This is a genomic window from Mesorhizobium amorphae (assembly GCF_014843845.1).
GTDB lineage: Bacteria > Pseudomonadota > Alphaproteobacteria > Rhizobiales > Rhizobiaceae > Mesorhizobium > Mesorhizobium amorphae_A.
Genome location: NZ_JHQS01000051.1, coordinates 417,657 through 442,429 on the forward strand (window position 1 = coordinate 417,657; position 24,773 = coordinate 442,429).

Annotated in this window: 26 protein-coding genes; 12 read left to right on the forward strand and 14 right to left on the reverse strand. The window is 62.6% G+C overall.

From position 1 onward, the window contains the following. Position 1 precedes the first annotated feature (1 nt). The 9 genes from DH08_RS20360 (at position 2) to DH08_RS20400 (ending at position 11,297) form a co-directional block, all read left to right on the forward strand. Entirely contained in the window at positions 2–1,354 is a 1,353-nt protein-coding gene (locus tag DH08_RS20360) for an FAD-binding oxidoreductase (protein ID WP_192181018.1), read from the forward strand. A gap of 122 nt (positions 1,355–1,476) precedes the next feature. Next, positions 1,477–1,908 carry an EamA family transporter gene (locus DH08_RS20365; protein WP_006203312.1) on the forward strand — a complete coding sequence of 144 codons (432 nt, stop codon included), beginning with the start codon at positions 1,477–1,479 and terminating at the stop codon, positions 1,906–1,908. Beyond that, a complete protein-coding gene (locus tag DH08_RS20370; RefSeq protein WP_192181019.1) occupies positions 1,905–2,912 on the forward strand; it encodes an NAD-dependent epimerase/dehydratase family protein in 1,008 nt (335 codons plus the stop codon). The genes DH08_RS20365 and DH08_RS20370 overlap by 4 nt, the downstream gene beginning before the upstream one ends. Before the next feature lie 71 nt (positions 2,913–2,983). Continuing rightward, positions 2,984–4,414 carry an aspartate aminotransferase family protein gene (locus tag DH08_RS20375; RefSeq protein ID WP_246800939.1) on the forward strand — a complete coding sequence of 477 codons (1,431 nt, stop codon included), beginning with the start codon at positions 2,984–2,986 and terminating at the stop codon, positions 4,412–4,414. 8 nt (positions 4,415–4,422) lie between these two features. Beyond that, positions 4,423–5,667, forward strand: a complete 1,245-nt coding sequence (locus DH08_RS20380) for a hypothetical protein (RefSeq protein WP_246800934.1) — start codon at positions 4,423–4,425, stop codon at positions 5,665–5,667. 225 nt (positions 5,668–5,892) lie between these two features. Continuing rightward, positions 5,893–8,454 carry a GcvT family protein gene (locus DH08_RS20385; protein ID WP_192181021.1) on the forward strand — a complete coding sequence of 854 codons (2,562 nt, stop codon included), beginning with the start codon at positions 5,893–5,895 and terminating at the stop codon, positions 8,452–8,454. Between the two features lie 224 nt (positions 8,455–8,678). Beyond that, positions 8,679–9,797 (forward strand): hypothetical protein, encoded by a 1,119-nt coding sequence (locus DH08_RS20390; RefSeq protein WP_192181022.1) that lies wholly within the window; start codon positions 8,679–8,681, stop codon positions 9,795–9,797. Between the two features lie 103 nt (positions 9,798–9,900). Next, positions 9,901–10,749 carry a DUF1194 domain-containing protein gene (locus DH08_RS20395; RefSeq protein WP_192181023.1) on the forward strand — a complete coding sequence of 283 codons (849 nt, stop codon included), beginning with the start codon at positions 9,901–9,903 and terminating at the stop codon, positions 10,747–10,749. A 200-nt stretch (positions 10,750–10,949) separates the two neighbouring features. Then, the gene (locus DH08_RS20400) at positions 10,950–11,297 is read left to right on the forward strand and encodes a peptidase inhibitor family I36 protein (RefSeq protein ID WP_192181024.1); all 348 of its coding nucleotides are present in this window, start codon (positions 10,950–10,952) and stop codon (positions 11,295–11,297) included. Between the two features lie 53 nt (positions 11,298–11,350). On the opposite strand, the gene DH08_RS20405 is transcribed toward DH08_RS20400, so the two are convergent. The 3 genes from DH08_RS20405 to DH08_RS20410 form a co-directional block, all read right to left on the reverse strand. Then, positions 11,351–12,289, reverse strand: coding sequence for a GlxA family transcriptional regulator (locus tag DH08_RS20405; protein ID WP_246800940.1), 939 nt, complete (start codon positions 12,287–12,289; stop codon positions 11,351–11,353). A 339-nt stretch (positions 12,290–12,628) separates the two neighbouring features. Beyond that, positions 12,629–12,763, reverse strand: coding sequence for a hypothetical protein (locus DH08_RS36945; protein ID WP_081482193.1), 135 nt, complete (start codon positions 12,761–12,763; stop codon positions 12,629–12,631). Between the two features lie 330 nt (positions 12,764–13,093). Beyond that, complete coding sequence (locus tag DH08_RS20410) at positions 13,094–13,279, reverse strand: hypothetical protein (RefSeq protein WP_192181025.1); 186 nt, start codon at positions 13,277–13,279, stop codon at positions 13,094–13,096. Between the two features lie 38 nt (positions 13,280–13,317). Here DH08_RS20410 and DH08_RS20415 point away from each other — a divergent pair, with 38 nt between their 5' ends. Together DH08_RS20415 and DH08_RS20420 are read left to right on the forward strand one after the other, a co-directional pair. Beyond that, positions 13,318–13,470 carry a hypothetical protein gene (locus DH08_RS20415; protein WP_192181026.1) on the forward strand — a complete coding sequence of 51 codons (153 nt, stop codon included), beginning with the start codon at positions 13,318–13,320 and terminating at the stop codon, positions 13,468–13,470. 12 nt (positions 13,471–13,482) lie between these two features. Next, the gene (locus tag DH08_RS20420) at positions 13,483–14,382 is read left to right on the forward strand and encodes a LysR substrate-binding domain-containing protein (RefSeq protein WP_192181027.1); all 900 of its coding nucleotides are present in this window, start codon (positions 13,483–13,485) and stop codon (positions 14,380–14,382) included. Positions 14,383–14,477: 95 nt separating this feature from the next. Here the strand turns inward: DH08_RS20420 and DH08_RS20425 are convergent, their stop codons facing one another. The 10 genes from DH08_RS20425 to DH08_RS20470 form a co-directional block, all read right to left on the reverse strand. Further along, a complete protein-coding gene (locus DH08_RS20425; RefSeq protein ID WP_192181028.1) occupies positions 14,478–15,422 on the reverse strand; it encodes an alpha/beta hydrolase fold domain-containing protein in 945 nt (314 codons plus the stop codon). A gap of 246 nt (positions 15,423–15,668) precedes the next feature. Further along, positions 15,669–15,854: a hypothetical protein gene (locus tag DH08_RS20430; RefSeq protein WP_192181029.1), complete on the reverse strand. Its 186-nt coding sequence runs from the start codon at positions 15,852–15,854 to the stop codon at positions 15,669–15,671. Between the two features lie 184 nt (positions 15,855–16,038). Next, on the reverse strand, positions 16,039–18,168 hold the full coding sequence (locus DH08_RS20435) for an ASKHA domain-containing protein (protein WP_192181030.1): 2,130 nt from the start codon (positions 18,166–18,168) through the stop codon (positions 16,039–16,041). Then, positions 18,119–19,093 carry a methyltetrahydrofolate cobalamin methyltransferase gene (locus DH08_RS20440; RefSeq protein WP_192181031.1) on the reverse strand — a complete coding sequence of 325 codons (975 nt, stop codon included), beginning with the start codon at positions 19,091–19,093 and terminating at the stop codon, positions 18,119–18,121. The genes DH08_RS20435 and DH08_RS20440 overlap by 50 nt, the downstream gene beginning before the upstream one ends. An 80-nt stretch (positions 19,094–19,173) precedes the next feature. Then, entirely contained in the window at positions 19,174–20,265 is a 1,092-nt protein-coding gene (locus DH08_RS20445) for a methylenetetrahydrofolate reductase (RefSeq protein WP_192181032.1), read from the reverse strand. Then, entirely contained in the window at positions 20,262–20,858 is a 597-nt protein-coding gene (locus tag DH08_RS20450; RefSeq protein ID WP_040583088.1) for a methylenetetrahydrofolate reductase C-terminal domain-containing protein, read from the reverse strand. Before DH08_RS20450 ends, DH08_RS20445 begins: the two co-directional genes overlap by 4 nt. Then, complete coding sequence (locus DH08_RS20455; RefSeq protein WP_192181033.1) at positions 20,851–21,153, reverse strand: virulence factor; 303 nt, start codon at positions 21,151–21,153, stop codon at positions 20,851–20,853. The genes DH08_RS20450 and DH08_RS20455 overlap by 8 nt, the downstream gene beginning before the upstream one ends. Positions 21,154–21,290: 137 nt before the next feature. Next, positions 21,291–22,073: a formyl transferase gene (locus DH08_RS20460; RefSeq protein WP_192181034.1), complete on the reverse strand. Its 783-nt coding sequence runs from the start codon at positions 22,071–22,073 to the stop codon at positions 21,291–21,293. A gap of 104 nt (positions 22,074–22,177) precedes the next feature. After that, positions 22,178–22,756: a DUF4893 domain-containing protein gene (locus DH08_RS20465; protein ID WP_192181035.1), complete on the reverse strand. Its 579-nt coding sequence runs from the start codon at positions 22,754–22,756 to the stop codon at positions 22,178–22,180. A gap of 28 nt (positions 22,757–22,784) precedes the next feature. Continuing rightward, the gene (locus DH08_RS20470; protein ID WP_192181036.1) at positions 22,785–23,414 is read right to left on the reverse strand and encodes a DUF1638 domain-containing protein; all 630 of its coding nucleotides are present in this window, start codon (positions 23,412–23,414) and stop codon (positions 22,785–22,787) included. A 64-nt stretch (positions 23,415–23,478) separates the two neighbouring features. Between DH08_RS20470 and DH08_RS20475 the strand changes: the two genes are divergently transcribed. Continuing rightward, positions 23,479–23,619 carry an EncA/B family entericidin gene (locus DH08_RS20475; protein WP_192181037.1) on the forward strand — a complete coding sequence of 47 codons (141 nt, stop codon included), beginning with the start codon at positions 23,479–23,481 and terminating at the stop codon, positions 23,617–23,619. Positions 23,620–23,703: 84 nt separating this feature from the next. On the opposite strand, the gene DH08_RS20480 is transcribed toward DH08_RS20475, so the two are convergent. Next, a complete protein-coding gene (locus DH08_RS20480) occupies positions 23,704–24,402 on the reverse strand; it encodes a corrinoid protein (RefSeq protein ID WP_008876431.1) in 699 nt (232 codons plus the stop codon). Positions 24,403–24,773 lie beyond the last annotated feature (371 nt).

Here is a 24,773-nt window from a genome sequence, read left to right on the forward strand (position 1 = left end):
GATGACGGCGGAGCACTTCGGAAGTTTCGGCCGCGCTACGCCGCCGGCGCCGCGCGTGATTGCGGCTAATGACGCCATCGCGCTGCTCAAGGGTCGCGCGGCGAAGAACTGCTCGCTGCTCGGCTATGGCAATGGCCGTTCCTATGGCGATTCCTGCCAGAACGAGGCGGGCTCGGTCGTCGACATGCGGCCGCTGAACCGCATCCGCGCCTTCAATGTCGAGACCGGTGTGCTCGATGCGGATGCCGGCGTGCTTTTGTCCGACATCATCGCCCATGCCGCGCCCTATGGCTTCTTTCCAGCAGTGGTTCCCGGCACGCAGTTCGTGACGCTCGGCGGGGCGATTGCCAATGACGTTCATGGCAAGAACCACCATCGGCGCGGCACGTTCGGCTGCCATGTCGTTTCCTTCACGCTGCTGCGGTCGGACGGGCGCAGCTACCGCTGCTCGGATGCAAGCAATGCAAGGCTATTCCGGGCGACGATCGGCGGCATGGGGCTGACCGGCCTGATCCTGTCGGCCTCGATCCGGCTGATGCGGGTGCCTTCGCTCGACATCGTCGAGAAGGCGACGCCGTTTCGCGATCTCGGCGAGTTCTTCGACCTGGCGGAAGCAGCCGACCAGGCCAATGAATATGCCGTTGCCTGGATCGACCAGCTTGCCGCCGGCCATGGCCGCGGGCGCGGCCTTTTGTTCACCGGCAACCATGCCGAGCATGGCTCCCACAAAGCCTCTCGCGCCGGCGGGCGCCTTTCGGTGCCGTTGCAGCCGCCATTCAATGTTCTCAGCCGGCCGTTCCTGACCGCCTTCAACGCCGCCTATCGCTGGAAGAAGGGCCGCTCGCCGGCGCCGCGCCGGGTCGGCTACCAGGGGTTTTTCTTTCCGCTCGACGGCGTCGGAGACTGGAACCGGCTTTATGGTCCGAAGGGGCTGTTCCAGCACCAGAGCGCGGTCCCGGAAGACGCTGCCCGCCGTGCCGTGCCGGCGCTGCTGGAGGCGGCGAGACGGGCCGGGCAGGGGTCGTTCCTCACCGTGCTCAAGCGCTTCGGCACTGTCCGCTCGCCGGCGCTGCTGTCGTTCCCTCGACCGGGCTGTACGCTGACGCTGGATTTCCCCAACCGGGGTGAAAAGACGCTGGCGTTGCTCAGGGAACTCGACCGTATCACCGTCGATGCGGGTGGCGCGGTCAATCCTTACAAGGACGCCCGCATGAGCGCCGAAACGTTCGCGGCATCTTTTCCGGAATGGCAGCGGCTGGAAGCGCTCCGCGACCCTGCCTTCATGTCTGACTTCTGGGCGCGGACGGCGAAGAAACTGGATGTGCGGCGAGGAACGGTCGAGGCTGCGGAATAGATGGAACTTGAATAAATCTTGGTAACTGAAACGTAAATATCAAGATTTACTCAAAACTTTCTTGTGACTTCACGAAATCTTTGCAGGTTTGTAGTAGGACCGCTGCAGGGCGGGTGGCAACCATGAAATACATCGTCTTCATTCTCTTTACAGTCATGACCAATGCCGCGGCGCAGCTGATGCTGAAGCAAGGCATGATGTCGCTCGGGCCGATTTCGTTCGAAGGCACCAATCCGCTTTTGAAGCTGCTGCAGATCGTCTTCAGCCCTTGGGTGTTCTTTGGGCTGTGCACCTTCGTCATCTCGATGGCCTCGCACCTGTATGTACTGTCCAAGGTCGAGCTCAGCTTCGCCTACCCGTTCCTCAGCCTTGCCTATGTCGCGGTCGCGATCTTCGCCTATTTCGTCTTCCGCGAAGACCTCAACAGTTGGCGCATCGCCGGCATTGCCTGCATCTGCGTCGGCACGGTGCTGATCGCGCAGAGTGGTCGAGGGCATGAGGAGGAAACGGCTTCCCTTTCGTCCGACAAGATTCACAGCGAGATCGTTCGATGAGACATGTGATTTTCGGCGGCGACGGTTTCGTCGGCCGTCATCTTGCTCCCAAGCTCGTGGCCGACGGCGAGGAGGTGATCGTCGCCGACATCGTCAAGAGCGACCTGCCGCACTACCGCCCGGTCCGCTTCGTCAAATGCGACGTGACCGATCCGGCCTCGGTCGCCGCGGTTGGGCTCAAGGGCGACGACATGGTCTACAACCTCTCGGCGAAAATGCTCTCGCCGATTCAGGTGCGCGCCAAGCGGCACGATTTCTTCTTCCCGGTGAATTTCCACGGCACCGAACACATCATGCAGGCCATGGACAAGGCCGGCGCCTCGAAGCTGGTCCACTACACGACCGACATGATCTACGGCCATACGGTGACGATGCCGATGACCGAGGAGCACCCGGTCGCGCCGCTCGGTGAATATGGCTGGTCGAAGCAGAAGACCGAGGAACTGGCGGCCGAATGGCGCAAGCGCGGCATGTCGATCTCGCTGTTCAGGCCGCGCCTGATCATCGGCCCCGGCCGCCTCGGCATCCTGGAGAAACTGTTCAAGCTGATCGACTGGAATTTTCCGGTGCCGATGATCGGCTCGGGCAGGAACCCCTATCAGTTCATATCGGTGTTCGATTGCGCCGAAGCGGCGCGCGCCGCCTGGAAGGCCGGCGTGCCGAACGAGGCCTACAATCTGGGCTCGCTCAACCCGCCTCCGGTCAAGAAGCTGCTCGGCGACCTGATCAAGCACGCTGGGTCGAAATCGCTGCTGATCCCGACACCAGGCTGGGCCGTCAAGCGCACGCTCGACCTGCTCGACCTCATGAACCTGCCGATCATGGATCCTGAACAGTACCTGATCGCCGACGAGGAGTGCGTGCTCGACGTGTCCAAGGCCGGGCGCCAGCTCGGCTGGGTGCCGCAATATCGCGACGAGGACATGCTGATCGCCGCCTACAGAGAATATCGCACCAAGAAGGACGGCCACGCCGTCGCCACCAAACATGTGCCTGCCGAATAACAGGCCCCGCCGAACAGAGGATTTTTGAGATGACCGTCATGGCCAAACCCGAGCACACGAACGCGCGCACCATGGTCGACGCGCCGTCGCTGTCACCCGCCACCATCGCCAAGCCCGACCTGATCAGCGTCGAGCAGGCAAAGACGATGGACGTGGCGCGGATGACCGACCTGTTCAAGGCGCATCTCAATCCGGGCCAGCTGCATTTCATGAAGCTGCTCGGCTTCCACAAGATCAAGATCGAGCGTGCCGAAGGCATGTTCTACATCGACCAGAACGGCCGCAAGATCCTCGATTTCTTCGGCGGCTTCGGTTCGCTGGCTTTCGGCCACAATCATCCGCGTATCCTCGAAGCGCGCCGCAAATTCCAGGAGGAAAAGCGCCAGGAGATCGCCATCGCCTTCATGTCGCAATATGCGGCCGCACTTGCGCACAACATCGCCAAATGCTCGCCCGGCGACCTCGACATGGTGTTCCTCGGCTCGTCCGGCTCGGAAGCGATGGAAGCGGCGGTGAAGCTCGCCGAGCGCGCCGCCGGCCCGAAGCGGCCGAAGGTCGTCTATGCCGAGAACTCCTTTCACGGCAAGACCAAGGGCGTGCTGGGCATCACCGACGGCCAGCTCTACCGCGCCGAGTTCAAGATGGCGGACAATACGGTCCGCATCCCCTTTGCCGACATCGAGGCGGTCGAGCGTGCGTTCCGCAACGATCCCGAGATCGGTGTCATCGTGCTCGAAACCATCCAGGGCGGCGGCGGCATCATCCAGGCGCCGGCCGAATACTGGCAGAAGCTGCGCGCGCTGTGCGACCAGTACGGCGTGCTGTGGGTCGCCGACGAAGTGCAGTGCGGTTATGGCCGCTCTGGGCGCTTCTATGCCTTCGAGCATTATGGCGTCGTTCCTGACGTGACGGCGCTGGCCAAGTCGCTCGGCGGCGGCAAGGCGGCGGTCGGCGCCATGATTGCCCGGCGCGAAATCTACATGAAGGCCTATGGCACGCCGAAGACGGCGATGATCCATGCCATGGCCACCTTCGGCGGCATGGGTGAGGCCTGCGTCACCTCGATCGAGGCGCTCAATGTGCTCTATGACGAGGGGCTGATCGACAATGCCGCCGCCACCGGCGACTACCTGCTGCAGCGGCTGCAGGCGCTGAAGGAGAAATATCCGAAGATCATCAAGGACGTGCGCGGCAACGGCCTCATGGTCGGGCTGGAGTTCCACGACTTCTCGCAGACCTTGCCGATGGTGCTGCGGCCTATCGTCAGCGTGCTCGACGACAAGCTGAAGGGCTCGCTGTCCGGCTTCGTCGGTGCGCTGCTGCTGCGCGACTACGACGTGCTCGTCGCCTTCACCGAATACAACCGCAATGTCATCCGTCTCGAGCCGCCGCTGATCTGCCAGCGCGAGCATGTCGATCGATTCGTCGATGCTTTCGACAGCCTGCTGTCGCGCGGTATCGTGTCGATCGTGAAGGATTTCGTCAAAAGCCAGGTTCGCTGAGTTTGACAATGCTGACCAAGTCGCCCGTTCCGAACAACCCGCTCGACCGGCTCACTGACGCCGGCCTGGCGTGGGGCGAGGGGACCTATGCACGGTTCGCAGCACCGATCGGGGCCGTTGCCTTTTCGCTTTACATCCTGCTGACGGCGATGATGGCGTGGATCATGCCCGACGCCAACTGGGACATGCTGCCCTATCTGGCGATCGCAGAGGAAGGCAACTATCCCGACCCGCAGGCCTTGCACGACTATGCCTACAGCACGGTCAAGGCCGGTGTCTCGGCGGCCGACTACAAGATGCTGATCGATGATGGCGGCGGTTACCGCAGCCACATGGCGGAGAACGCCGCCGATTTCCATTCGCTGCTCGGCATGTACCGGATCAAGTTCCTCTATGCCGAAATACTATCGACCATGAGCTCGGTCATGTCGCCGGTCGAGGCTATGCGGGCGCTACAGGTATTCTCGGCGCTGTTGTTTGGCACTATTGTGCTGCTCTGGTTGCGCGCTGAGGGCGCGCTGGCGCTGGCGCCGGTGGTCGGTGCGGTGCTGATCATGGCCGAATTCGGCGACGCGGCGCGGGCATCGACGCCGGACCTGCTGTGCTCGGCGCTGTTCCTCGGCGGGCTGCTTGCCTATGTGCGGGGACGCGAGGCGGCAACCGCGATCCTGCTCTTCCTCGCCTTCATGGCGCGGCCGGACAATATTGTTTTCCTTGCCATCTTCGCCGTGCTGCTGATCGCGTTCCGGCAGAGGGCGTGGGGCGCGTTGGCCGGCTTTGCCGCGTCCTTCGTCGCCTACTTCGCCATCTCGCACTGGGCTCATCATCCCGGCTGGTGGCCGCATTTGTGGTTCTCCAGCATCGAGCAGCACTACAATATGGACGGGTTCGAGCCGCAATTTTCGCTTGCCGCCTATCTCAGGGCGTTCGCCGTTTCACTGCTTCGCGCCGTCGACATGAACAGCTGGGTCGGTGTCTCGGTGCTGGCCCTGGCCGGATGGTATGGGTTGGGCAGCGCCGGTTTCCGGCTCGACCGTCGCGCCGGCATCCTGCTCGCGGCACTGGTGCTCGGCGTGCTGGCGAAGTTCGCGGTGTTCCCGATCCACGACACGCGTATCTATTTTCCCAATCTGCTGCCACCCTATCTGCTGCTTGCCGGCCCGCTGATGGCATTGTGGGCATCGGCGAATCCTCCACGCAATCCCCGGAGACAAGCCATACGTTCGAGGCCCGCTGGGCTTCTCGATCGCTGACCCTCGCTGCACGGCACGAAATTCCTGGCCAAGGCGGCGCTGAAGGCGCGCTTCTGAGGCGGCAGACCGTTCCAGACTGTCCTCTGACAGCGAGCTTGTGGGCAGGGTCGCGCCGTACCTGCGGCGTGTCGCAAACAGGCGGTAGCTCAACCGCCGTCCTCTGCATATTGTGCGCCAATCGAACGGGCGCCGGCGCGCCCGCATGTCATCTTGGAGTCGCGGGCAATGGCAGGGTTTCCGGAAAAGGCGAAGGTCGTCATCGTCGGGCTGGGTGGGATCGTGGGCGCGTCGGTCGCCCATCACCTGATCGAGCGCGGCTGGAGCGATATTGTCGGCATCGACAAATCCGGCATCCCGACCGACATCGGTTCGACGGCGCACGCCTCCGACTTCTGCTACACGACCAGCCATGATTTCCTGTCCTGCTGGACGACGCTCTACTCGATCGATTTCTACGAGAAGATGGGCCATTACGCCCGCATCGGCGGTCTCGAGGTCGCCCGCGTCGGTGACGATGGCCGCATGGCAGAGATCAAGCGCAAGATTGCCTCGGCCAAGGCCTTCGGCACCCGCGCCCGGCTGATCGAGCCGGCCGAGATCAAGCAGAAGTTCCCGCTGATCGAGGAAGAGATGGTGCAGGGCGGCCTGTGGGACCCCGATGCCGGTCTGGTCATCCCGCGCTCGCAGACGGTGGCCGGCAAGCTGGTCGACCAGGCGGAAGCGTCCGGCAAGCTCAAGGCGTTCGCCAACACCTCGGCCAGGTCGCTCATCGTCGACAACGGCCGCATCAAGGGCGTGGTGACCGACCGCGGTACGATCATGGCCGACTACGTCGTGGTCTGCACCGGCATATGGGGCCGGCTGACCGCCGAAATGGTGGGCGAAGACCTGCCGGTCATGCCGATTGACCATCCGCTGACCTTCTTTGGCCCGTACACGGAATTTGCCGGTACCGGCAAGGAGATCGGTTGGCCACTGCTGCGCGACCAGGGCAACTCGGCCTATATGCGCGACACCGGCGACCCCAAGACCGCCGAAGGCGGACAGATTGAATGGGGTTATTACGAAGAGACCAATCCGCGCCTTTGCCATCCGCGCGACCTGCTGGAGAAGGACCAGGCGCGGCTGTCGCCCTCGCAGCGCGACCTCGACATGGAGCAGATCCTGGCGCCGCTCGAACGCGCCATGGAGCTGACGCCGATCCTCGGCGAACTCGGCTACAATGAGAGCCATTCCTTCAACGGCCTGTTGCAGGTGACGACTGATGGCGGCCCGTCGATGGGCGAGAGCCAGAAGGTGAGGGGCCTCTGGTATGCCGTCGCCATCTGGGTCAAGGACGGCCCCGGCATGGGCAAGCTGATCGCCGACTGGATGACCGACGGCCGCACCGCGATCGACCATCACGCCATCGACTATTCGCGCTTCTACCCGCACCAGACGACAGAGCAGTTCATATGGGATCGCTGCACCGAGACGGCGATGAAGGTCTACAATCCGGCGGTGCATCCGCGCGAACCCTTCTCCAAGGGCCGCAACATCCGCCGTTCGCCGTTCTGGGAGCGCGAGCAGGAACTCGGCGGTTATTTCATGGAGCTCGGCGGGTGGGAGCGTGCCCATGGCTATGCCGCCAACGAGCACCTCCTGGAGAAATACGGCAACCGCGTTCCGGTGCGCCAGGACGAGTGGGACAACCGCCATTTCTGGCGCGTCTCCAATGCCGAGCATCTCGCCATGAGCGAGGATTGCGGCATCGTCAACCTGTCGCATTTCTCCATGTACGACGTCGAAGGTCCAGACCATGTCGCGCTGCTTGAGTGGTTGTGCGCGGCCAAGGTCGGCGGCGATAACAACATCGGCAAAGGCATCTACACCCACTTCCTCGACGAGGAAGGCATGGTGCGCGCCGACTTCACGGTGATCCGCATGGCCGATCGCTGCCGGGTGATCGACGGCGCCGATGCCGGGCCGCGCGACTTCCAGTATATGCGCCGCACCGCGCAGGATAAGGGCTTTGATGTCACCATCACCGACGTGACGGAAAAATTCGTCACCATCGGCATCTGGGGCCCGAATGCGCGCACGACCCTGCAGAAGGTGGTCGAGAATCCGGACGGGCTCTCGCTCGAAAACTTCCCCTTCGCGGCGATCAAGCCGGTCAGGATCGGCGGCAAGGATGTCACCGCCTTCCGCATCTCCTATGTCGGCGAGCAGGGCTGGGAGCTGCATATGCGCTACGAGGACGGGCTTGCCGTCTGGGACGCGCTGCGCTCGACCGGCGTGATGCCTTTCGGCGTCGAGACCTATGCCAACACGCGCCGCATGGAAAAGAGCCTACGGTTGCAGAACGCCGATCTGCTGACCGAGTACAATCTGCTGGAAGCCGACCTCGCGCGCCCGAAGGTCAAGGAGAATGATTTCTGCGGCAAGGCCAAGCACGTGGAGTATCGCGCTCGCGAGCACCAGCCGGCCATGCTGTGCACGCTGGTGATGACGAGCAATACCGATTCCAGGGGCGTGGCCCGCTATCCCGTGGGGACCTTGCCGGTGATGGACCCGGACACGAGCGAAACGCTCGTTGACGAGTTGGGCCGCCGGTCCTTCACCACGTCGATCGCCTATGGCCCGACGATCGGCAAAAACATCGCGCTCGCCTATTTGCCGTGGGCGTATTGCCAGGAAGGCCGCAAGCTCAAGGTCGAGTATTTCGGCGAGACCTATCCGGTCGAGGTCGTTTCCGTCGGCTACAAGCCGCTCTACGACCCGGAGAACCTCAAGCCGCGCAGCTGATGGTCTCGACCTTTCCAAGGCAGACCCAGACGAGCAAGGAATGACAATGCAGGAGCCCGGCCAGGCGCCATCTTTTGCTTTTTTGCGCGATGCTCCCGCCGGAAGACCCATTTCGAATTTGCTGTTCGACTTGCGGCCCGTTGTTTTCTCTAAAATAAAGAGTATTATTTTACATTGCCCCGCTCTTCTGGAGCTGCGGATATTTTGCCCGGGGGGGTACAATCATGCAGTGGCTAACCGCGTTGCTGGCGTTCGCGACGACGATGCTTATGTTTGCGATCGTCGTGGCGACACTGGTGGAAATGATCCATCGCATCTTTGGGCTGCGAGCCAAGGGCATGCAGCTCATGCTCGGAAATCTCTATTCGCGCGTCATCTTGCCAAAGCTTACTAAGTCGGAGGGGGATGGGAAGGAGTTGCTGACACCGCAGCAATTCGCCGCGCTGATCATGGAAAACCGGGCGACCACCGAGAAGGGCGATCCATCAACCGGATGGATCAGCGGATTTCTGCGCTGGTTTGTCGATTGGGCCGTGGTGACCGACATTCCTGTGGAGGTGTTTACGCAAAAACTCGCCTCCAGCAGGCTCGTAGGCGCAGCCGACGTTCTGACCGACGAAGTGGTCATGGATATTTCGCAGAAATACGAGGCATTCGGCAAGGAAGTCAGCCTGTATTTCGAAAACCGGGCGCGCCTGTTTTCGGTCTGCGTCGCGTTCTTCGTGGCCTGGGCGTTCTACGTTCACCCTTACAAGCTTGCCGTCGCTTTTCTCAAGAATCCTGAAATCGCCGGGGCCGTTGCCGAAAAGGCCGCGGACGTTCACGCCCAATACGCCGTGCTGATGGAGAAGTTGAACACCGCTGCCGCGGCCAAGCCGGAGACCGGCGCCGGAAGCACGGAAGACCTGAAAGGCGCGATTGCCGCGCTGCAGGAAAAACTGACGGAAGCTGAAAACCAGACCAAGGAACTCAGGACCCTCGGCGTGCCGGTGGGTTGGGAAGTCAATCCCGCATTGAAGTCCTGCGCTTTGGGTGCCGTCACCGTGGATTGTTCATTTGGCGCCTTCGGCACCAACTGGACCCTGCCTTCGATCGCGAACGCCTTCTGGCTGCTGGTCGGCGGGCTTCTGGTTGGATTGGGAGCGCCGTTCTGGGCGCAAGCGGTGTCGTCGCTGACCGCATCCCGCGATGTGAGCCGCCGGATCGCCGAAATCGTTACTCCCAACGGGGTCGCGACTGCGAAAGCGGCTGTCCCGCAGGATGCCGCGCCGCAGCCGGATTCCGTTCCCGTCACTACGTTCAAGGTTGCGCGCGCGGCCGGACAGAAGAACGTCGCAAAGTAGAGGCTTCCAGCGGGTTCTCATCGGGGCAGTTGCCGGGGCAAGACCGAGCCTCGGTCGGGCGTTTTCGCTTTGTAGCGCAACGATTCTCGCTTACCGTTGCGTCATGTCCGCTTCTGGTCATGCAGGGTATTTTCTCCCGAGCGCCGCCGCATTGGCGCTGTTGCTCGGCCTGACCTCGCGAACCCTCGCAGCGGAACCCGTCGACATCGAGCTTGTGCTGGCCGTCGATGTTTCGCTGTCGATGTCGCCGGACGAACTCGAAATCCAGCGCCACGGCTATTCGGCGGCGTTGACGCATGACAGTGTTCTGAAGGCCATTGCCGACGGCGCCTATGGCAAGATCGCCGTCACCTATGTCGAATGGGCCGGCGCCACCTGGCAGCAGGTCGTCGTGCCATGGACGGTGATCGCCAGTCGTGCTGACGCCGAGCGGGTGGCCGCGCAGCTTTCCGCTCATCCGCCGGGCAGCGCCCGGCGTACATCGATTTCCGGCGCGCTGCAGTTCGGCAGCGACCTTTTCGCCGAAAGCGGCTTCCAGGGCGTCAAGCGCGTCATCGACATTTCCGGTGACGGTCCCAACAATCAGGGCGCGCCGGTCAATCTCATCCGCGACCAGGTGATCAGGCAAGGCATCACCATCAACGGCCTGCCGCTGATGACGCGAGGCGGCTTCAGCGGTGCCTATGACGTCAACAATCTCGATCGCTATTACAGCGATTGTGTCATCGGCGGCCCTGGCGCTTTCATGATCCCGGTCAATGACTGGACGCAGTTTCCCGAAGCGATCCGCCGCAAGCTGGTGCTGGAACTTGCCGGCCCGGCCTCGCCGCAATGGGCGGCGGAAGAGGCTGATCATCTGCCTGTTGTCCTGGCGCAGGACATACAAGTCGCCGATTGCCAGGTGGGTGAGAAGATGTGGCGCGACCGCAGCTGGATGTTCGACGCCCGATAGCGCAGTGAAACGGTTTTCCGTCCGGAATTGCGTCAAAAACAAAGAGATAGAGCGCGCAGAGCGGACACGCTCAATCTGCGCATGTTTCCGTTCTTGGCTGATGCGGTGGGTTGCCTGTTTGGCCTGCGCAATGGCAAACTCGCATGCGCCGGGCGAGATCAGGCCGCTTGCGGCAAATGCGGTTGAGGAGAAGAATGCTTATGAAGAAACTTGTCATCCTGACGGCTATTGCCTCGGTGCTTTGTGCCGGCACCGCCAGCGCCCAATATGAGGGTGAGACCGGCTGCGTCATGTTCGAGCATGCAAATTTTCGCGGCCGCGCGATTGAGATGGGGTCCAACGACTCGGTGAGTTTTCGCGGTGGCCAGTTTTGGAACGACCGCGCATCGTCGGTGATCGTGCGCCGCGGCTGCACGTTCGTCGCCTATGAACATTCGAGGATGCGAGGCGAGTCGATCGAGCTCAATCGCCGGGTCCGCGATTTCGGTGGCAGCGGCTGGAACGACCGCATCTCGTCCGCCGAGTGTTATTGCGACGACCGGTATTGAGCCAGGCCGCTGTACCTGAATTGACCAAGGTCTGACAGGGCTAGAGCAGTGCTCTAGGCCGCCAGTAATTGCTTGCGGTCGACGCGCTCCTGCTGCGGCGAGCGGGCGTAGAGTTCGCGGTAGCATTTGGAGAAGTGCGACGCCGAGACGAAGCCGCAGGCGACCGCGACTTCAACCACCGGCAGCGACGACTGGATCAACAGGTGGCGGGCACGGTCGAGCCGGATCTCCAGATAATAGCGGGCCGGCGAACGGCCCATTTCGGTGCGGAACAGGCGCTCGATCTGCCGGCGCGACAGGTCGACATGGTCGGCGATCTCGATCAGCGACAGCGGCTCGGACAGGTTTGCTTCCATCAGTTCGATGATGGTCAGCACCTTGGAGTTCTGCACGCCGAGGCGGGCGCGCAGCGGCAGGCGTTGGCGGTCGGTCGGGCTGCGCACGCGGTCGGTCAGCACCTGCTCGCACACCCGGTTGACGAGACTTTCGTCGAAGTCGTCGCCGATCAGCTTCAGCATCATGTCGAGGGCGGCGGTGCCGCCGGCGCAGGTGTAGATGTTCTGGTCGATCTCGAAAAGGTCGGCAAAGACGTTGGCCTTGGGGAAGGCCTCCGAAAAGCCGGGCAGGTTCTCCCAATGGATGGCGCAGCGCTTGTTCGACAGCAGCCCGGCGGCGGCCAGGATGTGCGCGCCGGTGCAGAGCCCACCGACGGCGACGCCGCGATTGTACTCTTCGCGCAGCCAGGCAAAGGCCGACTTGTTCTGATAGCGCTCGACATTGGTGCCGCTGCAGACGATGGCCATGTTGGGCCGGTCCGGTCCGGCCATCTTCTTGCGCTCTTCCTCAAGCGAGGTGTTGACGGCGCATTCGACGCCGTTCGAGGCGCGCACCGGCTTGCCATCGATGCTGGCCAGGCGCCAGCGATAGGCCTCGTAGCCGAGCATCCGGTTGGCCGACCGCAGCGGGTCGAGCGCCGTCGCAAAGGCGATCATGGTGAAATCGGGAACAAGGAAGAATACAAACGATCTTCTGATCGGATGCTTTACGGCATTCACGGGAAACCTCACGCGGCCATGACGCGAACAGGATGTCGCGAACAGCATAGCGTCATCAGGAAAAACCATTCCTGTCAATCGGGTAGAGGGCTTTGTGGCAACTAAATTTGCGACATGGGTCGCAAATGGGCAATTGTCTTGCGCGACGGGCAGGCCGTGCCAGCGGATCGGGCAATTGCCGAACCGGCTGGGCAAAATAGAACGCCGCCTCGGCAGAACCGAAGCGGCGTCAACCTCGAAGCAGCGGCAGGGAGCGCTGCACTTGAAGCCGGTATCTCAGGCGACGAAGCCGAGGCGCGCTGCGTTCATGGCGCCGGTCTGGCCAGGCATGGTCTTGGCAAGACGCTGGCGCTCGAGAGCGGTCGTCAGGTTCATCTCGCGGCGGGCGAAGAGGCGGGCAAAAAGCTTCATGTTCATCTCCATTCGGTTGCTCAGACGGGTCGCCTTCGCTTGATGGAGTGGGGCAGCTCGTTTGCTGGCGCTGATATAGGCTTGTGTGAGCAAAAACTAAATCGCAAATGCGAAGCACTTGATATGAAAAGCGACACGGATTGCGACATTGTTGGGCAAACTGCCCAGAATTTACGATTACTTACAATGCTTTAATTCGAAAAATGGGCTGTCATGCAAGCGGCTCATATGCGTCATGCAACGGCGACATGGCTGCAGAAATCGTTTGAATGCAAATAAAAAGGCCTGCCGGATCTGCGCGGCAGGCCTTCAGACTTTGATACACACGATTTACTTTGCTCCAGCCCAGGATCCGACACCGAGGCGCGAACCGGTTCTGATGTCGGCGGCTTCGGGCCAGCCGATGTCCTTCTGCAGTTCGATCGGCAGCGCGTGGATGGCGCGTTCGGTCTGGTAGCGTGCGCGGGCTGCGCTGAATTCGGTCGCGAAGCGACCAATGGATGACAGGATGGACATTTCATTCTCCTTCATGTTGGGGGCCGGGACGGGCCGGCATGTTTCAACTTCATTTCATGTCGATTGCAGGTCTGCGTGGTGGTCGTTTCGTGACCGCTTTCGATGCCTGCTGCTTCGATGGAGTTGACTATCCTCCCAAAGTGATGTTCAATCAAACGAAATGGAATGATCGTTCACATCAGAAAAATTGAAGGTCGATCCCGATGAACGCCCCACTCAATCATCCACTGCCGCTGCTCGATCTCGATGTCCTGCGCACGTTCGTGGCCATTGCCGAGACGGGCAGCTTCACCACGGCCGCCAATGCGGTGTTCCGCACGCCGTCGGCCGTCTCCATGCAGATCAAGAAGCTCGAGGACATCCTCGGCCGCTCCGTATTCGCGCGCGACGCGCGTTCGGTGACGCTGACCACGGATGGCGAGATGCTGCTCGGCTACGCGCGCCGGCTGCTGTCGATCAACCGCGAGATAGTGTCGAAGTTCATCATCCCAGACATTGTCGGCGTGGTGCGGCTGGGCTCGCCGGACGATTATGGCGAGCGCGTGCTGCCACATGTGCTGAAGCGTTTCGCGCAGTCGCACCCCTCGATTGCTGTCGACGTCACCATCGACCAGAGCGTCAATTTGCGCCGGCGCATGGACGACCGCGCGCTCGACATCACGCTGCTCACCAACTCCTACAAGACCAGTGCGCTCGGCGCCGAGGTCCTGCTCACCGAACCGATCGTCTGGGCCGGTGCCAAGGGCGGCTGTGCGCATCTGCGCGAGCCGCTGCCGGTTTCGCTGTGGGAGGAGGGCTGCGCCTGGCGCGCAGGGGCGCTCGAGGCGCTCGGCCGCGAGGGCCGCAACTATCGCATCGCCTACATGAGCGCGCACACGGCCGGCCAGCGCGCCGCCATCATGTCCGACCTGGCGGTGGCGCCGCTGCCGAAATCCTTCCTCGGCAACGACATGGTGGAGCTTTGCCCGAAGGATGGCATGCCGGATATCGGCACCTACAATCTCGCCATGGTGGTGGCACCGGATGCCAGCGCGCCGGTGAAGGCCGTCGCCGACCACATCCGTGCGACTTTCGAAGTGTTCAGGGAAACCGGCAAGTTCTGAATTTTTGCGCTGCTACGAAATAGCCCGCCTCGGCTCGATCGGGGCGGGCTTTTGTCAAAGTGGTAACCTGGACGGCGAAGTTGGCCCGTGATGGGTCAGGTCGCAGCCTGACCTTGCAGCGACCATTGCCCGGCTTTCGCCCGCCGTGTCCTGGCCTCGCCGGCCAAAAACTTCACGATACTGTCCCTGGCGCGCCGCGCTTCGGGCATCTCGATCAGCGGCCAGACGTGGAACATGCCTTCCTCGTAGACGACCTCGACCTCGACGCCGGCGGCACGCGCCTTCTCGGCGAAGATCAAATTGTCGGGGCTGAGCAGGTCGTGCGAGCCGGTCAGGAGCAGCGTTTTCGGCAAGACCGAGAGGTCGCCGTAAAGCGGGCTGATATGCCAGTCGCTGCGATCAAAGCCGGCGCTGTAGAGCCGGACTGCCTCCATCCCGCCCGAAATGCCGAGCCAGGGATCATTGCGCTCGGCCTCGAACACTTCGGGGTTGGAGAGCGACATGTCGAGCCCGGGTGAGATCAGCACATGGCGTGACGGGAGAGCAAGGCCATTTTCCGCGGCCATCATGGTCAACACCACGGCCATGTTGCCGCCGGCGGAATCGCCCATGAAGACGATGTCTTCTTTCGTCTCGTCGAGCATCTGGCGGTAGACTTCGCTCACCATGCCGAACATGGCATGGAAATCATGTTCGGGCGCGATGGGGTAGATCGGCACGGTGATGCCATAGCCCAGCCGCTCGGCCATCTCGGCGATCAGCCCCCAATGATAGGAGGTGATCTGGAAGACATAGGCGCCGCCATGCAGATAGAGGATCCGCTTGTGCTCGCCGGCCTTGGGCGCGATGTCATAGACGGGGAAGCCATTGACGCTGCGCTCGGCTATGTCGAGGCGGTGGCGCAGCGATGCGGGCGGATGATAGTCCTCGGTCTTGCGCGCATAGGCGATCCAGCGCTGCAGGTTTTCCGGGCTGGAAAAAGCCTTTTTGCGGCTATGCCTGAGGACAAAGGAAACGACGTGGCTCTTAAAACTGGGCATGCGGATACACGGACTTCGGCCGGAGCCGACTAAGAGAAATCCCCCAACTCAACCGAAGATCGTATCTGCGCGAAAAATGTCAAGATTTGCGCCGGGAACAACACGCTGGTGTGATCCTGCCGGCGATCCGCGGCAGTGCTCAGCGCCGCGGCAGCAGCGCGGCGCGCAGCTTGTTGTTGCTGGCCGCCGAGGCCGAAGGACGACCCCGGCGGGTGCCGAGCAATCTGCATTTGTCAGCGAAGCTCATCAGCGCGCCGAACCCAGGAGCAGGGCCGAAAGGGTGGCCTGCGCGTCATTGCGCGGCGAGACCGGCCAGCCGATGTCCTTCTGGAGTTCGGGCGGCAGGCTGTTCAGAGCCCGGATCGACCTGCTCCTGCTGTGTGCATGCTTGATGGCCGCGCCATAGCGGCCGAGGCTTTCGAACATCGACATCTTCATCTCCCTCGGTTGCGGCGGCTGAAAGACATTTCCTGCCTGCCGTTCGATGCCGGTTGTATGCCCCGTGCGTGTATCTGGTGGATTTCACGAAAATGGCGGTTTGTTTCAGATCGAGCTGATCTGGAAACATTCGCATGCAAATGAAATTGAACGAACCTGCCGGCTTGAGGCAGAGGGCCTATTCCCGCCCGCGCCGTGCAGCGTGGCCTTCGCGCGAACGCCGGCGCGGCGTGGCGTCGCCGGCAATGCCGTCCTCGCTGACGGTTTTCCTGGGCGGCAGTTTGACCGCCGCCGACAGTTTCGGGAACGGGTCGACCTTGTTCGGCAGCGCCATGGCGTAGACGAAATGCTCCTGGAATTTCGGCTCCAGCGCGGTCTCGATCTTCTCGATGCGGCTCACCGTTTCCTCGATCTCGCGGCGATAGCCGCGATTGAGCAATGCCATGCGCGCACCGGCGCCGGCGGCGTTGCCGACGGCCGAGACCTTGTCGAGGTCGCAATCGGGAATCAGGCCCAGCACCATGGCGTATTTCGGATCGATGAAGGAGCCGAAGGCGCCGGCGAAATGGATGCGGTCGACATGGTCGGCGTTCTGCTTTTCCATCAACAGCTTGGTGCCAGCATAGAGCGCGGCCTTGGCGAGCTGGATAGCGCGCACGTCGGTCTGGGTGATGGTGATCTTGGGTTCGCCTTCCTTCAGCACGTAGGAGAAGGTGCGGCCATTGGCAACGACACGCGGCGAGCGCGCACTTAGCGACCCGTCGAGGACGCCGTCCTCGGAGATAATGCCGGCGAGATACATCTCGGCGACCACTTCGATGATGCCGGAGCCGCAGATGCCGGTCACGCCGGTCGCCTGCACGCTGTCGAGGAAGCCCGGCTCGTCGGACCACAGTTCCGAGCCGATGACGCGGTATTTCGGCTCCAGCGTGTCGGGATCGATGCGCACGCGCTCGATGGCGCCGGGCGCGGCGCGCTGGCCGCCGGAGATTTCCGCGCCCTCGAAGGCCGGGCCGGTGGGCGAGGAGGCCGCCACCACGCGTGTCCTGTTGCCGAGCACGATTTCGGCATTGGTGCCGACGTCGACGATCAGCATCATTTCGTCCTGGCGGTGCGGGCCTTCCGACAGCGTCACCGCCGCGGCGTCGGCACCGACATGGCCGGCGATGCAGGGCAGCATGTAGAGACGCGCGCCCTGGTTGAGCTTCAGGCCGATATCCGAGGCCTTGATGCGCACCGCGCCGGAGACGGCGAGCGCAAAGGGCGCGCCGCCGAGTTCGGTCGGATCGATGCCGAGGAAAAGATGGTGCATGATCGGATTGCCGACGAAGACAGAGTCCAGAATGTCGCCACGCTGTACATTGCCTTCGGCGCAGACCTTGTCGACAAGGCCGGACACCGCCTCGCGCACGGCGACCGTCATGCCCTCGCGGCCGTCCGGGTTCATCATCACATAGGAGACGCGGCTCATCAGATCCTCGCCGAAGCGGATCTGCGGATTGGAGGTGCCCGACGAGGCGGCGACGCGGCCCGACAGCAGCGACACCAGATGCATGGCAATCGTGGTCGAGCCGATATCGCAGGCGAGCCCGTAGGCCTCGTTCTTGAGGCCGGGCCATAGCGCGATGACACGCGCGGTCTCCGAGTCGGCATCCTTGTGGATGGCGGCCGTCGCAGTCCAGTTGCCCTTGCGCAAAATGCCCTGCACCTGCGGCAACAGATAGAAATCGAAGTCCAGGCTCTTGAGGTTCCAGTCCTTCATCAAAGCGATCTTGAGGCGGTCGAGATCGCCGAGCGGCTTGTGCATGTCGGGCTCTTCGATCTCGACATAGCACATGCGGATCGCCGAATCGCGGGCGATGACCCTGGTGTCGGCGTCCTTGCGGATGGTCTGCGCGTTGATGACCGTGTCCTGCGGCACGTCGATGACGAGGTCGCCGAGGATCTGCGCCGAGCAGGACAGGCGGCGCCGTTCGGGCAGGCCGCGGACGCGCTCATAGCGCTCTTCCTTGGCGCCCTTGGGCGAGATGTGGTCGTTGGAGGAGGTTATCTTGTGCTTGGCGAAATTGCCTTCCTGCACCTCGATCTGGCAGCGACCGCACGTGGCGCGACCGCCGCACACGCTCTCGACATAGACGCCGAGCTGGCGCGCGGCATCGAGCACCGGCGTGCCGACCGGAAACCGCCCGCGCTTGCCCGACGGCATGAACAGCACGAGCGGATCGGTGATGTTGGCAGGCGAGTTCACGATTGCGCGCTTATCCCCTGGCCATGCGGGCTTCACGTCCGCCGCGCCGGCGGCCGCCATTGCCGCCGCCTTCGCCCGGAGCGTTGACCGCGGTGGGCGCTGCGACCGCCTGGCCGCCTTCGGCCGGCTTGTAGTCCTTGTAGGTCCTGATCCAGTTGGTGCAGTTCTCGTCGGTGCCGTTGAGCACATTGGCGCCGCGCACGGCTTCCATTTCCTGCGGGCGCACCGGGTTCATGATCGCCGAGGTCATGCCGGCGCCGATCACCATCGGGATGAAGGCGGCATTGATGCCGTGGCGGTGCGGCAGGCCGAAGGAGATGTTGGAGAGGCCGCAGGTGGTGTTGACCTTGAGCTCTTCGCGGAGCCGACGCAGCAGCGCGAACACCTGGCGGCCGGCATCGCCCAGCGCGCCGATCGGCATCACCAGCGGATCGACGACGACGTCATGCGCCGGAATGCCGAAATCGGCACAGCGCTGCACGATCTTCTTGGCGACGGCGAAGCGCACGTCGGGGTCCATCGAGATGCCGGTCTCGTCATTGGAGATGGCGACGACCGGGACGTTGTACTTCTTGACCAGCGGCAGGATCGCTTCGAGCTTCTCTTCCTCGCCGGTGACGGAATTGACCAGCGGCCGACCCTTGGCGACCTTGAGCGCCGCTTCGATGGCGGCGGTGACCGAAGAGTCGATCGACAGCGGCAGGTCGACCAGGCCTTGCACGATCTCCAGCGTCTGCACCAGAAGCGCCGGCTCCGTGGCATTGGGGTCGACGGCGGTGACGCCGGCATTGACGTCGAGCATGGTGGCGCCGCAGGCAGCCTGTTCCAGCGCGTCCTTGATGACGGTTTCGAAATTGCCGGCCACCATCTCGGCGGCCAGCTTCTTGCGGCCGGTCGGGTTGATGCGCTCGCCGATCACGCAGAAGGGCTGGTCGAAGCCGATGATGATTTCTCGGGTCGCCGAGGCGACGATGGTGCGGGTCATGAAATCTCTCCGTCGTGATATAAAGAGTTCTTTATATCGTTATCTGATTTCGTTCAAGCGAATGGTGACCGTTGGCGCCGTCAATGCGCGGTCTTCACCATATCCACCTGGGTTTCGGTAATTTCGTCGTGCAGTATGTGGCCGAGCCGGTCGGCGACCATCTGGTCGTCGCGACGGATTTCGCGCTTCCATGGCTGGCGGCCCTTGAGCACGCCCGATTCATCGACGATCTCGGCGACATATTCTTCCTGGCGGTAGGCCATCACATGGACGCCGGATATGCCGGGGATTTCCTTCACCTCGTTGATGATGTCGATGCAGAGCTGCTTGCCTTCCTTTTTCTGGTCCTGGGCCCCTTCCAGCCGCTTGATGATCGCGTCGGGGATATGGATGCCCGGTACGTTATTGCGGATCCATTTGGCCGTCTTGGCCGAGGCCAGCGGGCCGACGCCGCACAGGATGAACACCTTTTCGGTGTGGCCGAGATCGCGCGCCTTCTGCATGAAGGTTTTGAACATCGGCACGTCGAAGCAATATTGCGTCTGCACGAACTGCGCCCCGGCGGCGATCTTCTTGCCGAGATGGATCGGGCGGAAGTCGAAGGGCGGCGCGAACGGATTGACGGCGGCGCCGAGGAAGATCTGCGGCGGCGTCGTCAGCTTACGGCCAGACAGGAACTTGCCGTTGTCGCGCATGATGCGACAGGTCTCGAGCAGCGACATGGAATCGAGGTCGAACACCGGCTTGGCGCCCGGTTGGTCGCCCGCTTGCACGCCGTCGCCGGTCAGGCACAACATGTTGGCGACGCCCATCGCAGCACCACCCAGTACGTCGCCCTGGATGGCGATGCGGTTCTTGTCGCGACAGGCGATCTGCATGATCGGGGCATAGCCCATGCGGGTCAACAGCGCGCAGATGCCGACCGAGGACATGTGGCAATTGGCGCCGGAGGCATCGACGGCATTGATGGCGTCGACCCAGCCGTCGAAGATTTTCGCGCGGTTGTAGACGTCTTCCGGATCGGCGCTGTCGGGCGGGTTGAGCTCGGTCGTCACCGCGAATTCGCCGCGCCGCAGCACGCGCTCCAGCCGACCGCGCGAAGAGTGGCCGGGCAGGGGATCGAGCGGCAGGTGGATGCCGGCGGGGTTCTCGTCGAGCTGGCGGGCGATCATGCCGAGGCTCCGGTCTTAGGTGCCTGGGCGGCTTCACGCGCGGCGGCTGCCTGTGCGGTCACCCGCAGCCAGGCGGAGGTTTCGCGCAGCGACTGGTCGACGGGCTTTTGCACGTCGAGGATCTTGTCGCCATGCACCATGTTCTGCGAGCCTTCCCAGGCCTTGACCCAGACGCAGGGCATATCGGGCTCGACCTCGCAATTGCCGTTGGCGCGCACGCCGCCGCAAGGGCCGTTGCGCAACTGCTTGGGGCAGTTCATCGGGCACGACATGCCGGTCGAGGACAATACGCACTGCCCGCACATGCGGCAGTCGAACATGAAACCCTTGACGCGCTTTTCGACGAACTTGATGGGGGCTTCGACGCGGCCGTAGCCGATGCCCTTCCACAGCGGATGCAGCAGCAGGAACATGTCGGCGAAGCGGGAATAGAACCATTCGAGCAGGCGTGAATGGCGGATCGACCACAGCCGCACCGCGAACGAGCGCTGCACGCGCCGCTGCGGCGATACGTCGGCCGGCTTGTAGTCGGACTTCGGCGCTGCCTTCTTGACCAAAGTGGCCTGGGTAACCGCCGGTTGAGGCTCAGACATGTTCTTTCCCGCCCGCCTTGACCAGAGCGACCAGCCGCTCGCGGTCATATTTCGCATCGAGCTCCTGAAAAGCCTTTTCGACCTCGGCTTCGAGATCGTCGCCGACCGGAACCGGATCGGCCTTGCGCCATTCGGCGAGATAATCATCGGTGCCGCCGGCGCCGGTGCGCATGGCGCACATGTCGATCGCCTCGGTGAAACGCGGCGGCAGCTCGCGCTTGGCGTTCTGCCGGCCCTTCTTGACGATGACCTGGGCGGGGATGTCGCGCCAGTACACGACGATCAGATCGGCCATGAAATTCTCACTCCTCTAAGCATCGAGCATTGCCGCATGCGCATGGGGGCTGCTTGTTATGGGACGACGCGCGCGCATTCAAAAGCGACGCTATTGAATGCTGCAGTGGAAAGGCGAAATTCTTGGGAGTGATGTGGCTACCAGACCCGCTTGGTCACGCCGGTCCAAAGATAGAACCAGATCGTCGGATGGTACCATTGTTTCGAAGGCAGATCCGGATCTGACGTGGCAAGTTTCCCCGCCAGCGCGTCGCTGACCGCCTCGACGGAGATGTCGCGCGAGAACGCCGCCTGACGCAGCGCATAGCTCGAAATGGTGTCGCCCGGCTCGGGCCTGCCGCGCGCCTGTTTCAGCACTCCGCCGGTGTCGACGCCGGCGTCGACCAGATGCACGGTCGTGCCGAAGTTCTGCGCATCGCCTGAGGCAAGGGCCCAGTAGCCGCCATTCATGCCGCGATATTTCGGGGCGATGCCGGCATGATAGTTGAGCACCGGGCAAGGCATCTTCGCCAGCGTCTGCCTGGACAACAGGCGGCAGCCGGCAAGCAGCACCACACCCGGCCGGAGGTCCGTGATCGCCTGCAGGCATTCCGGTGCGTTTGCCGACGGAACGTTGATGATCTTCTGGCCCGGCTTCGGCTCGGTCTGAAGCTTCTGGTCGGCAATCAATCGCGCCGCATGGCTGGCGAAAAAACGCTTGCCGAGCCGGGTCAGCACCATCGTGCCGAGTTGACCCACGGCCGAGATCCAGCCCTGGCGGCGGGCGCGTCCAAGCAGCAATTGCTTTTTGGGTTCAGGTGTTTCGAGGACGACGCTGACAGGGCCAAGCCGGTCGGCTATGGCGTTTATGATGGCCCAGATATGCGGTCCGCCTTCGGTGACGACGACGATTGGCCGTGGGTTTGCTTTCGACGGTTCCATGGTTTTCGACGTGCCTGGGGATGACCTGCTATCGGCAGGCCGGATGCTAGGCTGTCCGGGTTAATCCTTGGTGATTGCCACCCGCCACGGCGTCGCGCCGCCGATCAACGCTTGAATTCCATGATGTCGAGCTTGGATTCGTAATAGGGCGCCGGGAATTCGATGCGCCATTCGCTGGCGCTGTTGCGGAAGGCAAAGCCGACCTGATCGCTCTGCGGACCGCTGCCGTAAGGCTTCGCCGGATCCTCGTTGACGGTGAAGGAGCCGAGATAGATGGCGCGCTTTTCGCCGTCGTCGAAGAAGCGGCCCTTGGTGCGCTGCGAGCCGCTCACCTTTTCCAGCCGCCAACCGGAGCCGTCGTCGCTCACCTTGCACTTGAACCAGCCATAGATGACGAGGGGACTCAGCCCGCCGGCCTTGATGGTGCGGCACTTCCAGCTGCCGGTCAGGTCCTTGTCGGAAAATGCCACAAGCGGCTTCGCCAGCAGTGCGTCGAGCTGCTTGACCTCGGCGGGGTCGCCGGCCTTGGCCTCATCGAGGGCTGCCTTGCGCGTCTCGCCATATTTGTCGAGCCGCGCCTTGTCGGCCGCGGTGATCAGCTTCTGCACGTCGCCGTCGGCAAGGGCAGGCAGGACAGCGCAGACGCTCAGGCACAGAGATAGCAGCAACGGCCGAACAGACATGGAAATCTTCCCCCTCTTGGTCAGTGGCTCAAGCGACCGCTGAGGCCTCTGCCAGCTCTTTCGTCAGGTCGCCATAGCCAGTCGAGCGGCGCTCATAGGCGAGGCCGAGCATTTTCGCCGCCTTCTCGGCAACCTTGTCGAGCTCCGGATCGTCGGTCTGGGCGATATAGACCAGCTTCTCGTAGTTGCCGAAATAGTCCTTGATCAGCTCCGGGTGCTTGTCGAGGCCGAGCGGCTTCATGAAGAAGGCGTCGAACTGCCGGCACAGGAAGTCGGTCATGTAGAACGACATCATGTCGTCGTCGGCGATCTTCGCATAGGCGTCCATGCCCTGGTAGAAGGCGAAGCAGTGCGGGCCGGCCATGCGCTCGACGCCGTGCTTCTCGCAGACGCGATCGAGCAGGCCGCCGGTGCCGCAATCGGCATAGCCGACGAAGATGTGTTCGTAACCGTCTGCCTTGGCCTTCTCGATGGCCTTGTCCATCGCCGGCGGGATGCGGTCCGGATAGAAATGAAACTCCGCCGGCAGGCAGGTCAATTCGAGATGATCCAGTTTGAGCTGTTCCTTGACGGCCAAAACTTCGCGCGCAATCATCCCGCAGGCGATGACGAGCAGCCTGTCCGTTTGATTCGGGTTCGTTTTTTGTATCTTGGCCATGGAACCAGTCGAACCGGCCTTCGTTGCTCTAGGGTTAATTTATCTGTTGAGGGAGACACCGTCCATGAAACTGCTACGTATCGCGCCGATTGCCGTCCTTGCCAGTGCGCTAGCCCTTACGGCATGCGCAAACACAGTCCGTGGCGTCGGCAAGGATGTCAAATCGACAGCCAATGCCGTCGAGGACACGGTCGAGAATCCCTGATCCACGCCTCACCATCATCTGGGAACAAAAAAGCCGCGCTGCAAGGCGCGGCTTTCTCCATTGTCCGTGCCGGATTGGGCTAGATCAGGCCGAAGCGCGCACATTGTGCTTGCGCTTCATGAAGTCCTTGGCGGTCTCGACCGCCACCGCCGCGTCGCGGCAATAGGCATCGGCGCCGACGGCCTTGCCGAATTCCTCGTTGAGCGGCGCGCCGCCGACCAGCACGACATAGTCGTCGCGGATGCCCTTTTCCTTCATCGTGTCGATGACGACCTTCATGTAGGGCATGGTCGTGGTCAAAAGCGCCGACATGCCGATGATGTCGGGCTGGTGCTGCTCGATGGCGTCGAGGTATTTTTCGACCGCGTTGTTGATGCCGAGATCGATGACGTCGAAACCGGCGCCCTCCATCATCATGCCGACGAGGTTCTTGCCGATGTCGTGGATGTCGCCCTTGACGGTGCCGATCACCATCTTGCCCTGCTTCGGCGCGCCGGTGGCGGCGAGCAGCGGGCGCAGGATGAACATGCCGGCCTTCATCGCGTTGGCGGACAAAAGCACTTCCGGCACGAACAGGATGCCGTCACGAAAATCCTCGCCGACGATGCGCATGCCTTCGACCAGCGCCTCGGTCAGCACCTTGTAGGGTGCCCAGCCGCGCTCGAGCAGGATCTGTGTGCCTTCCTCGATCTCTTCCTTCAACCCGTCATAAAGGTCGTCGTGCATCTGCTGCACAAGCTCGTCGTCGGAAAGCTCGGAAAGGATGATCTCGTCGTCGGCCATTTTGATCCAGCTCCTCACGGCATCGCGACTGCGTCGCAAGGCACAACATATTTGCGTCCATACCTAACCCGCTAGGGGCGGGTATCCATAGCTGATTTGCGACTTCCCGCAAAAGGAAAGCGACCGCAAATCTATTGGAATTCTTGTCGATTTTGCGACAGGCGTTGGCGCTGGCTGGCCGTTTCGAATAGGGTGCATGGCTACGATCCGAGCAGGAGCGGCACGATGCGGCCGCAGCGGATTTTCAGACAAGAACAGATTCAGGGAAGAACCACCATGAGCGAACACGCGGCAGTCGACCAGGAAGCGTCAAACGCGCGGCGCGGGCGCGGCGCCAGCGGCGGAGCGGCTGCCCGGCGGGCGGCGCGCTC

What these genes read in the sequence shown, in the direction of transcription:
- DH08_RS20360 (WP_192181018.1), top strand. Translation starts at nt 2, where the DNA reads ATGACGGCGGAGCACTTCGGAAGTTTCGGCCGCGCTACGCCGCCGGCG.
- DH08_RS20365 (WP_006203312.1), top strand. Translation starts at nt 1,477, where the DNA reads ATGAAATACATCGTCTTCATTCTCTTTACAGTCATGACCAATGCCGCG.
- DH08_RS20370 (WP_192181019.1), top strand. Translation starts at nt 1,905, where the DNA reads ATGAGACATGTGATTTTCGGCGGCGACGGTTTCGTCGGCCGTCATCTT.
- DH08_RS20375 (WP_246800939.1), top strand. Translation starts at nt 2,984, where the DNA reads ATGGTCGACGCGCCGTCGCTGTCACCCGCCACCATCGCCAAGCCCGAC.
- DH08_RS20380 (WP_246800934.1), top strand. Translation starts at nt 4,423, where the DNA reads ATGCTGACCAAGTCGCCCGTTCCGAACAACCCGCTCGACCGGCTCACT.
- DH08_RS20385 (WP_192181021.1), top strand. Translation starts at nt 5,893, where the DNA reads ATGGCAGGGTTTCCGGAAAAGGCGAAGGTCGTCATCGTCGGGCTGGGT.
- DH08_RS20390 (WP_192181022.1), top strand. Translation starts at nt 8,679, where the DNA reads ATGCAGTGGCTAACCGCGTTGCTGGCGTTCGCGACGACGATGCTTATG.
- DH08_RS20395 (WP_192181023.1), top strand. Translation starts at nt 9,901, where the DNA reads ATGTCCGCTTCTGGTCATGCAGGGTATTTTCTCCCGAGCGCCGCCGCA.
- DH08_RS20400 (WP_192181024.1), top strand. Translation starts at nt 10,950, where the DNA reads ATGAAGAAACTTGTCATCCTGACGGCTATTGCCTCGGTGCTTTGTGCC.
- DH08_RS20405 (WP_246800940.1), bottom strand. Translation starts at nt 12,289, where the DNA reads ATGATCGCCTTTGCGACGGCGCTCGACCCGCTGCGGTCGGCCAACCGG.
- DH08_RS36945 (WP_081482193.1), bottom strand. Translation starts at nt 12,763, where the DNA reads ATGAAGCTTTTTGCCCGCCTCTTCGCCCGCCGCGAGATGAACCTGACG.
- DH08_RS20410 (WP_192181025.1), bottom strand. Translation starts at nt 13,279, where the DNA reads ATGTCCATCCTGTCATCCATTGGTCGCTTCGCGACCGAATTCAGCGCA.
- DH08_RS20415 (WP_192181026.1), top strand. Translation starts at nt 13,318, where the DNA reads ATGTTTCAACTTCATTTCATGTCGATTGCAGGTCTGCGTGGTGGTCGT.
- DH08_RS20420 (WP_192181027.1), top strand. Translation starts at nt 13,483, where the DNA reads ATGAACGCCCCACTCAATCATCCACTGCCGCTGCTCGATCTCGATGTC.
- DH08_RS20425 (WP_192181028.1), bottom strand. Translation starts at nt 15,422, where the DNA reads ATGCCCAGTTTTAAGAGCCACGTCGTTTCCTTTGTCCTCAGGCATAGC.
- DH08_RS20430 (WP_192181029.1), bottom strand. Translation starts at nt 15,854, where the DNA reads ATGTCGATGTTCGAAAGCCTCGGCCGCTATGGCGCGGCCATCAAGCAT.
- DH08_RS20435 (WP_192181030.1), bottom strand. Translation starts at nt 18,168, where the DNA reads ATGGCGGCCGCCGGCGCGGCGGACGTGAAGCCCGCATGGCCAGGGGAT.
- DH08_RS20440 (WP_192181031.1), bottom strand. Translation starts at nt 19,093, where the DNA reads ATGACCCGCACCATCGTCGCCTCGGCGACCCGAGAAATCATCATCGGC.
- DH08_RS20445 (WP_192181032.1), bottom strand. Translation starts at nt 20,265, where the DNA reads ATGATCGCCCGCCAGCTCGACGAGAACCCCGCCGGCATCCACCTGCCG.
- DH08_RS20450 (WP_040583088.1), bottom strand. Translation starts at nt 20,858, where the DNA reads ATGTCTGAGCCTCAACCGGCGGTTACCCAGGCCACTTTGGTCAAGAAG.
- DH08_RS20455 (WP_192181033.1), bottom strand. Translation starts at nt 21,153, where the DNA reads ATGGCCGATCTGATCGTCGTGTACTGGCGCGACATCCCCGCCCAGGTC.
- DH08_RS20460 (WP_192181034.1), bottom strand. Translation starts at nt 22,073, where the DNA reads ATGGAACCGTCGAAAGCAAACCCACGGCCAATCGTCGTCGTCACCGAA.
- DH08_RS20465 (WP_192181035.1), bottom strand. Translation starts at nt 22,756, where the DNA reads ATGTCTGTTCGGCCGTTGCTGCTATCTCTGTGCCTGAGCGTCTGCGCT.
- DH08_RS20470 (WP_192181036.1), bottom strand. Translation starts at nt 23,414, where the DNA reads ATGGCCAAGATACAAAAAACGAACCCGAATCAAACGGACAGGCTGCTC.
- DH08_RS20475 (WP_192181037.1), top strand. Translation starts at nt 23,479, where the DNA reads ATGAAACTGCTACGTATCGCGCCGATTGCCGTCCTTGCCAGTGCGCTA.
- DH08_RS20480 (WP_008876431.1), bottom strand. Translation starts at nt 24,402, where the DNA reads ATGGCCGACGACGAGATCATCCTTTCCGAGCTTTCCGACGACGAGCTT.